General features: G+C 75.9%; 9 protein-coding genes and 1 pseudogene. 8 read left to right on the top strand and 2 right to left on the bottom strand.

Annotation, left to right across the window (positions count from 1 at the left end; all coding sequences use genetic code 11):
- Positions 1-144 precede the first annotated feature (144 nt).
- A complete protein-coding gene (locus tag ACFZBX_RS16805) occupies positions 145-714 on the bottom strand; it encodes an NIPSNAP family protein (protein ID WP_391534483.1) in 570 nt (189 codons plus the stop codon).
- A gap of 61 nt (positions 715-775) precedes the next feature.
- On the opposite strand from ACFZBX_RS16805, the gene ACFZBX_RS16800 reads away from it, so the two are divergent.
- From ACFZBX_RS16800 to ACFZBX_RS16775, 6 genes and pseudogenes are all read left to right on the top strand, one after another.
- Positions 776-1,789 (top strand): helix-turn-helix transcriptional regulator, encoded by a 1,014-nt coding sequence (locus tag ACFZBX_RS16800; RefSeq protein ID WP_391534482.1) that lies wholly within the window; start codon positions 776-778, stop codon positions 1,787-1,789.
- A gap of 14 nt (positions 1,790-1,803) precedes the next feature.
- Positions 1,804-4,617 carry a tetratricopeptide repeat protein gene (locus ACFZBX_RS16795; protein ID WP_391534481.1) on the top strand — a complete coding sequence of 938 codons (2,814 nt, stop codon included), beginning with the start codon at positions 1,804-1,806 and terminating at the stop codon, positions 4,615-4,617.
- Positions 4,618-4,695: 78 nt separating this feature from the next.
- Positions 4,696-5,115, top strand: a complete 420-nt coding sequence (locus tag ACFZBX_RS16790; protein ID WP_391534480.1) for an SSI family serine proteinase inhibitor — start codon at positions 4,696-4,698, stop codon at positions 5,113-5,115.
- A gap of 79 nt (positions 5,116-5,194) precedes the next feature.
- Complete coding sequence (locus ACFZBX_RS16785) at positions 5,195-5,563, top strand: hypothetical protein (RefSeq protein WP_391534479.1); 369 nt, start codon at positions 5,195-5,197, stop codon at positions 5,561-5,563.
- 137 nt (positions 5,564-5,700) lie between these two features.
- Entirely contained in the window at positions 5,701-6,033 is a 333-nt protein-coding gene (locus ACFZBX_RS16780; protein WP_391534478.1) for a hypothetical protein, read from the top strand.
- Between the two features lie 7 nt (positions 6,034-6,040).
- Positions 6,041-6,574 (top strand): annotated as a pseudogene (locus ACFZBX_RS16775) (maleylpyruvate isomerase N-terminal domain-containing protein); the annotation flags it as partial.
- A gap of 139 nt (positions 6,575-6,713) precedes the next feature.
- Here the strand turns inward: ACFZBX_RS16775 and ACFZBX_RS16770 are convergent.
- Positions 6,714-6,911, bottom strand: coding sequence for a hypothetical protein (locus ACFZBX_RS16770; protein ID WP_391534477.1), 198 nt, complete (start codon positions 6,909-6,911; stop codon positions 6,714-6,716).
- Between the two features lie 113 nt (positions 6,912-7,024).
- Between ACFZBX_RS16770 and ACFZBX_RS16765 the strand changes: the two genes are divergently transcribed.
- Together ACFZBX_RS16765 and ACFZBX_RS16760 are read left to right on the top strand one after the other, a co-directional pair.
- Entirely contained in the window at positions 7,025-8,026 is a 1,002-nt protein-coding gene (locus ACFZBX_RS16765) for a threonine/serine dehydratase (protein ID WP_391534476.1), read from the top strand.
- A gap of 55 nt (positions 8,027-8,081) precedes the next feature.
- Entirely contained in the window at positions 8,082-8,573 is a 492-nt protein-coding gene (locus ACFZBX_RS16760) for a DUF664 domain-containing protein (protein WP_391534498.1), read from the top strand.

Below are 8,573 nucleotides of genomic sequence, written 5' to 3'. Positions count from 1 at the left end.
CGCCTGGCTCCACACCTACAATCACCACCGCGGACACACCGCACTCGCAGGCAAACCACCCACCAGCCGCGTTCCCAACCTCACGGGCCAGAACACCTAGCCCGGAGTGGGAAGTCGGATCCGCCGACTTCCCACTCCCCCGGCTCACCGCTCCACCGGCTCCACCGGCTCCACCGGCTCCAGCCTCAGCTGCACCGCCGGCCACGGATGCGGCCCGGCCGGGCCGAACCACACCCGGACCTCCTCGCCCTCCCGCACCGGCAGGGCCGGGAAGTCGTTCACCGCGTGCTCGGTGCGGTGGAGGGCGTGGTGTGCGCCCAAGTGGCGTTCGGCGTAAGCGTCGAAGGCCTCCGGGCTCGCCGGGTGGCAGACGGTCACGAGTGCCGCGCTCACACCCGGAGCGGGCGTGAAGCCCGGTCCCCTCAGCAGCAGCACGTCGTCGCTGTCCACCATCGTCGCGTTCGCCTCCTCCCGCCACCGCCGCCACACCGGCCCGCCGTAGAAGGCCTCCAGCGAACGCCGACGGCTCGCCATGTCCGGGAACGCCCGCAGCCACACGAACCGGTCCGGGTCGTCCAGGTCCCGGAAGCGCCCGCCGACCCTGATGCCGACCGCCTCCTGCCCACCCACGAACTCGCGCTCGAACAGCTCGATCAGGGTCTCGCGCGCCCCCGGGTGCAGGGTGTACTGACGGAGTTCGACGATCTCATCCATGCCCCGCACGCTAAGCGGGCTTCACTGACACCCCCTGTCAGCGAAGCCCGATACTTCTCCCATGCGCGCGAGCCGACTCGTCACCCTCCTCCTCCTGCTCCAGAACCGCGGCCGGATGACCGCCCGGCAGCTCGCCGCCGAACTGGAGGTCTCCGTCCGCACGGTCTACCGGGACGTCGACGCCCTCGCCGCCGCCGGGATCCCGCTGTACGGGGCCGCCGGGCACGCGGGCGGGTACCGGCTCGTCGACGGGTACCGGACCCGGCTGACCGGGCTCACCGGCGACGAGGCACAGGCCGCCTTCCTCGCCGCGCTCCCCGACGCCGCCGCGCAGCTCGGCCTCGGGGAGGCGCTCGCCACCGCGCAGCTCAAACTGCACGCCGCCCTCCCCGCCGAACTGCGCGAGCACGCCGGGCGGATCCGGGAGCGCTTCCTGCTCGACGCGCCCGGCTGGTACGGCGACGCCGGCCGCACGCCGCACCCCCACCTCGCCGACGTCGCCACCGCCGTCTGGGAGCGGCGGGCGCTGGTCCTGCGCTACCGCCGCTGGCGGGCGCCGGAGGAGATCGAGCGGCGGGTCGACCCGTACGGGCTCGTGCTCAAGGCCGGCCGCTGGTACCTGGTCGCGGGCGGGGCGACCGGCCTGCGCACGTACCGGGTCGACCAGGTCCTCGGCCTGCGCCTCCTCGACGAGCCCTGTGCCACCGCCCCCGCCGGCTTTCACCTGGCCGCCCACTGGCACGCCTCCCTCGCCGACTTCCGGGCCCGGCTGCACACCGGCGAGGCCCTGGTCCGACTGACGGCGGAGGGCGCCCGCCGCCTCGGCGTGACACCGGACGCCGCCGACGGCGACGGCTGGACGGAGGCCCGGATCCCCATCGAGTCCGTCGACCACGCGCACGGCGAGTTCCTCCGGCTCGGCACCGACATCGAGGTGCTGTCCCCGCCCGGACTCCGCGACCGCATCGCCGCGACCGTCCAGGCCCTGGCGGCCCGCTATCGCGCACAGAAAGTCCCGCAAGTGGTGGAATCCGCCGCCGTGGAGGCGGAATCATGTCCGAGGTCGAGTGATTGACGGAGGATCACACCATGATCGAACCGGCGGAGCCGGACGGCGGCGAGCAGCAGGTCGTCGTCAACAAGGTCACCAACTCCACCGTGCACGGCGATGTGATCCAGGCCGGCACCTACGTCCGCCAGGACGCCCCGCCGCCCGAGCCCCAGTGGCCGGTCCTGATCGGCGCCCTCCCCGTCCTGGCGAGCGCCTTCCAGCCCCGCGCCGCCGTCCGGGCGAGGATCGACGAGGCGCGGACCGGGCACGAGACGGTGGTGCTCACCCAGGTCCTCGCCGGGGGCGGCGGGGTGGGCAAGAGCCAGCTGGCCGCCGACTACGCCCACCGGGCGCTGCTCCCCGACGGGGGCGTGGACGTCGTGGTGTGGGCGCCGGCCGCCGACCCGGCCGCGGTGCTCGCCACGTACGCGGAGGCGGCCCTCGCGGTGCAGGTGCCCGGGGCCGTCGACACGCCGGCCGAGGTCGAGCGGAACGCCCTGCGCTTCCTCAACTGGCTGCGCAGCACCGACCGCGGCTGGCTGGTCGTGCTCGACGACGTCACCGACTTCACCACCACCGGCCCGCTGTGGCCGGGGAGTTCGCGGCGGGGCAACGGCCGGGTGCTCGCCACCACCCGGCAGCGCGGCGCGCACGCCTCCGGCGGTGGCCGGGCGCTCGTCCCGGTGGACGTCTACAGCGTGGCGGAGGCGGCCGGCTACCTGCGGGACCGCCTCACCTCGGCCGGCTTCCCGTACCTGCTCGACGAGCGGGCGGGGGAACTCGCCGAGGCGCTCGGGCGGTTGCCGCTCGCCCTCGCGCACGCCGCCGCGTTCATGGTCAACCAGCACCGCACCTGCGCCGACTACCTGGAGCTGTTCCACGAGCGCAGCCGCACGCTGGACACCGTGCTGCCGCCCGAGGCGGACACCGAGCTGTACGGCAGGCCGGTCGCCACCGCGCTGCTGATCTCGCTGGAGGCGGCGCAGCGGACCGAGCCGAAGGGGCTGGCCGCGGCGGCGGTGCGGCTGGCGGCCCTGCTCGACCCGGCCGGTCACCCGCGCGCGCTGTGGACGACGAGGGCGGCCACGGACTACCTGGCCCGCCACCGCACCCCGGCCGACCTGGATGCCCCGGCCGGCCAGGAGACCCGGGCGGCCCCCGAGCCGCCCGCGAACGGCCGTACGGCGCGGCGCCGGCTCCCCCGGTTCCGGCGCCGGGGGCCGTCCGCCGAACCGTCCGACGAACCCCCCGCCCCACCGCCGGTCAGCCGCGACGAGGCGCTGACCGTGCTCGCCGTCCTGCACTCCTACAACCTGATCGCCAGCCGCCCGGCGGGCGACCCCGAGGTGCAGCCCTGGGCCGCGCCGGCCCACCGCGAGATCACCATCCACGCGCTGACCGCCCGCGCCGCCCGCGACACCAGCCCCGAGCCGCGGGTCCCGCAGGTCGCGGCGATCTGGGCACTGTACGAGCTGTGGCCGGAGACCGAGCACGCCGACCACCGGCTGAGCGGCAGCCTCCGCACCAGCTCCGCCGTGCTGCAGGGCCATGTCGGCGACGCCATGCACCACTTCCCCGGGACCCTGCTGCGCGAGAAGGCGGGCATCAGCCTCCTCCACGCCGCACTCCACCGGGCCGCCGTCGCGCACTGGGGCGAGGAGGTCGACGCGTTGACGCGCGACCTCGGCCCCGAGCACCCGCGCGCCCTCACCGCCCGTGCCAACCTCGCCGCCGCCCACCGGGAGGCGGGCCGGTCGCCGGAGGCCGCCTCGCTGCTGAAGCAGGTCGCGGTGGCGTACGAGCAGCTGCGCGGCGCGGACGACCCGGGCACCCTGACCGTCCTCGCCAACCTCGCCATGTCCTACAGCCTCGCCGGCCTGGACGGCGACGCGATCGCGCTCAAGGAACGGGTACTGGCCGCCCGGGAGCGGGTCCTCGGCCCGCTCCACCCGGACACCGTGTCCTCCCGCTCCGACCTCGCCGTCTCCTACAGCCACGCGGGACGCACCGACGAGGCCGTGGCGCTGGAGGAGCGGGTCGTCGGCGAACTGCACGGCCACGGCGCCGACCACCCCTCCTCGCTCACCACGCGGTCCAACCTCGCCATCTCCTACCGGCGGACCGGGCGGCTGGCCGAGGCGATCGCGCTCCAGGAGGAGGTCCTGGCCGGCAGCGAGCGCGCGTTGGGGCCGGACCATCCCGACACCCACCTCGTCCGCGTCAGCCTCGGACTCTCCTACGACGACGCGGGGCGCGCCGCGGAGGGGATCCCGCTGGTGGAGCGGGGCTCGGCCGGCCTGGACGAGGTGCTGGGCGCCGACCACCCTGCGGCGCTGGGCGCGCGGGGCGACCTCGCCGTCGCCTACCGGCGCAGCGGCCGCAACGAGGAGGCGGCCGAGTTGGGCGAGTCCGTGTTGCGGGGGCGGTCGCGGGTGCTCGGCCGCGAGCACCCGGACACGCTGCTGTCGGCCGCCAATCTGATCAACGCCTACGCCGAGTCGGGGCGGACAGAGGAGGCCCTCAAGCTCGCCGAGGTGCTGCTCCCCCGGCAGGAGCGGGTCTTCGGGCCGCGTTCCGAGACCGCGCTGATGGGACGGCACGCCGTCGCCATCCTGCGGATCCGGCGCGGCAGGACGTTCCTGGCACGCGACCCGGGCCGGGCCGGCCTGGACGCGATGGCGGCGATCGCGGCCGTCGGCCCGCAGGTCCAGCCCCGGGCGGACAGCTTCGACGACCTCCTGGAGGCGGCGTACGACCTCGCCGCCCGGGCCGCTGAACGGGCGACCGAGAAGGCGATCGAGCAGGCCGCCGAACGGGCCGCCGAACGCCGCGCGGACGGCGGCCCGTCCTGAGAAGTCGGACCCGCCGACTTCCCACTCCGCTGCGGCCGCCGGCCGTGACCCGCCCACCGGCGGGTCGTTGCGCCGGGTGTGAAGACGACCCCCATCCTCGCCCTCCTCGCGGCCGCCCTGCTCGCCACCGGTCTCGCGGGCACCGCCAACGCCATCACCCCGGTGCCGGCCCCGGTCCCCGCCGCCGACGCCGTCCTGCGGCTCACCGTGGCACACGGTCCGACCCCGACCTCCGGCACACCGCACGTGGTCGGCCTCGACTGCCCCCCGGACGGCAGCACGACCCACCCGGACCCGTTCACCGCCTGCCGGCTGGTCGACTCGGTCAACGGCGACCTCGGCCAACTGAACGTCGACCCGGGTGTCTGCACCCAGATCTACGACCCGTACACCGTCACCGCCACCGGCGTGTACCGGGGCCGGCACCTCTCCTTCCAGCACACCTACGGCAACCACTGCGTCCTGCTGCGCACCACGGGCGCGTTGTTCGACTTCTGAGCGGCCCCACCGACGGCCGGGGAGCGCGGCCTGCGATGCTCTCCTCGGCCGTTCATCGTACGAACGAGGGGGGAACGACATGGAGACCGGGGAGATCGGGGCGCTGCTGGAGGAGCGGGAGGCACGGGCGTGGCGACGCACCCGGCGGTCGCGGGTCTGGGGAGTGCACGCGCTGGGGCTGGCGGCGCTCGGCGCGTGGCTGTGGGCGGTCGGGCTGGCCTTCGTGCCGGTCACGCACGAGTATCCGAGCGGCGTCAGGGAGCATTGCGGGTCGCCGATGTTCTACGAGAACGTCGGGGCGGACTACAGAAGGGTCAACTGCGACGACTTCACGGCCGACCGGATGCGCGACGCGGTCGTCGTCGGGCTGGCGACGCTGCCGCTCTCGGGCGTGTGGCTCTGGCGGACGGTCAGCATGCGCCTCCGGCGTCTGGAGGACCGGCCCTGAGCATCGCCGGCCCTCCTGGCGCCCGGTGAAACGTCGTTACAGGACTGCGGCCGGTCGCTCACGCTCGGCCTCGGCCTGCCGCTGCCCCGCACGGAACGCCGGGACCCACGCCGAGAGGTCCGTCGGGTCCGTGCCGAGTGCCGCCGCCGAGGCCTCGTCGGGGAACAGCGAGACCACAACCCCCGGCCCCTCCCGGCCCACGGCCTGACGCGCCATCGGATTCACGACGATCACCGTCCGCGCACCGGGCCGCGAGGTCCGTGTCGGTGCCCGCGCGCAGCGCACCGTCGAGCAGTGGCGCACGCCGACCGAGACGGGCGGCTCCGCACCGGGGAACACGCTGGAGGCGGCGCCGACGCCGGCCTGAACCGGCCCTGCCGGAGGTCTTCGCCGACCAGGCCCGCCGGGCCGTCGCCGCCGGGCACGGCACGGACGGCTACGCCCGCCTGATCGAGGTGATCGCCAAGTGACCACGACTGGCCCGCGCTGGTCGTCGAGGCGGGCGAGTGGACCGCCCGGGCCACCCTCGACCACCTGGCGCTCGGCGTCCTCGGCGACGCGGGCCTGCTGACCGCCCGCCCCACCGACCGCTACATCACCCTCTTCGGCTCGCTGGACCCGGCCGCCCCCGTCCCGCACTGCCTGGAGGGCGTGCGCATCGCCGCCGCCCTGCTCGCCACCACCGTGCGCGACACCCCGCCGGACGCCCGGGCCTGGCACCCCCGGGGCCACTCGGACGGGCCGGGCTTCGCCGCCATGGGAATCGTGGAACTCCTGGTCCACGGCTGGGACCTGGCCCGCGCCTTCGACCTCGAACGGCCGCCGGCGGATGACCTCGCCGGGCCGGCGGTGGCCCGGCTCTTCCCGGCGGCCCCGCAGGGCCACGGCCCGGCGGACACCCTCCTCTGGTGCACCGGCCGCAGCGCGCTCCCGGGCCACCCGCGCCACCAGCCGGGCGACTGGCGCTGGGACGGCCGCGTGCGCCGAGCACACGGAGGCGCCGACACCTGACGTGCAGGCGCGTGCGTCGGCAACGGGCGGACGGGCGGACGGGCACGCCCCGATCAAGGTGATCGGGCGGACGGGGCGGGCGGCTCGGGGGTGCGGGTGCCGCTGGGCGGGTGACAAGGACCGGCGGCACCCGCGCCGGTCAGTCCCCGTCCCCGCCGGCGTCGCCGCCCACCTCGCGGCGCTGGGACTTCTGGTAGCGGCGCAGGACCTGGCCGGTGCCGACGGTGGCGGCCGCGACGGCGCGGGTCCAGCGGGGGCCGCCGCGGTCGGCCCAGACCACGCAGACGCAGCCCCCGACGACGAGTGCCAGGATGCCCAGCAGCAGCACACCGATCACGGCGGCGCCTCCGTTCTTCGTTCTCGTACGGCCGGGATGATGCTCCCGGCCGTCTCCCCGGTTCCGTACGGTACACACGGTACGAAGGCACCCGGACGGGGAGGCGGCACACCATGGAGCAGCAGCGAAGGCTCGGCTACGACGACATCAAGGCGGCCACGGCACGCATCGCGGGACAGGTGCGGCCCGTGGCGCTCGCGCCGGGCGGCGACCGGCTGTGGCTGGCGCTGGAGTACCTCCAGCACACCGGGTCGTTCAAGGCGCGCGGCGCGCAGAACTTCCTGCTCGCCCACCGGGAGGCCGGATCGCTGCCGGACGCCGGGGTGGCCATCGCCTCCGGGGGCAACGCCGGGCTGGCGTGCGCCTGGGCGGCGCGGCAGCAGGGCGTGCGGGCGACGGTGTTCCTGCCGGCCAACGCCCCGGGCGTGAAGGTGGCGCGGCTGCGCTCGTACGGGGCGGACGTGCGGTTGGTCGGCGCGGAGTACGCCGAGGCGCTGGCCGCCTGCGAGGAGTACGCCGGGGCCGGTGGCGCGCTGGCGAGCCACGCCTACGACCACCCGCTGATCGCGGCGGGCGCGGGCACCCTGCTGGAGGAGGTCCACGAGCGGCTGCCCGGCCTGGACACGGTGCTGGTCGCGGTCGGCGGCGGCGGGCTGTTCGCGGGGGTGGCCACGGCCGCCCGGGAGCACGGCGTCCGGGTGGTGGCGGTCGAACCGGAGCACTCCCGCGCGCTGCACGCCGCGCTGGCGGCGGGCGGGCCGGTGGACGTCACGGTCGGCTCGGTGGCCGCCGACTCCCTCGGCGCCCGCCGTGCCACCGCACTGGCCGTGGACGCGGCGCGGCACGACGGCGTGCGTTCCGTGCTCGTCCCGGACGCGGCGATCGTCCGGGCCCGGCAGGCGCTGTGGGAGGAGCGCCGGATCGTGGTCGAGCACGGCGCCGCCACCGCCTTCGCCGCCCTGCTCGCCGGGGAGGACGACGGCTTCGGCTACCGGCCCGCCGACGGCGAGCGGGTCTGCGTCGTGCTCTGCGGCGCCAACACCGACCCGGCCACCCTCACCGCACCAGCCACCCTCACCGCACCGGCCACCCCCGCCGGCCCGGCCGCGTCATGACGGACACCGCCGCCCTGCTCCGCGCGCTCGACGCCCAGCGCCTGGTCGCCGTGTCATCGGCATCCTCGACGGTCTGGACGACGCGACCCTGCGGCGCCCCGTACTGCCCTCCGGCCGGCACTGCCTCGGGCCGGTCCAGCACCTCGCGCTGGACGTCGAACGGTTCTGGTTCCGCGCGGTGGCCGCCGGGGACGAGGCGGTCATCCGGCACCTCGCGGAGGAGGACGACGCCTGGCGTGTGAGCGCCGATGTGCCCGCCGCCGAAGTCCTCGCCCGCTACCGCCGGGAAGCCGGGCGCGCCGACGCCGTCATCGCCGCCGGCCCGGCCGACCGCGCCCTCGCCCGGCGGCCGCACGACCTGTTCGGCGAGCCGCATCCGCACGACCTGTTCGGCGAGCCGCATCCGCACGACCTGTTCGGCGAGCCGCATCCGCACGCCCTGGGCGACGTCCTGCTGCACGTGATCACCGACACCGCCTGCCACGCCGGCCATCTGGACGCCGCCCGCGAACTCCTCGGCGGGCGCCGCCGGCCGGTGCTGCCCTGA

This window comes from Kitasatospora sp. NPDC008115 (genome assembly GCF_042957205.1).
GTDB lineage: Bacteria > Actinomycetota > Actinomycetes > Streptomycetales > Streptomycetaceae > Kitasatospora.
Note: the sequence above shows the minus strand (reverse complement) of the source record. Positions and strands in the feature narration are given on the sequence as shown.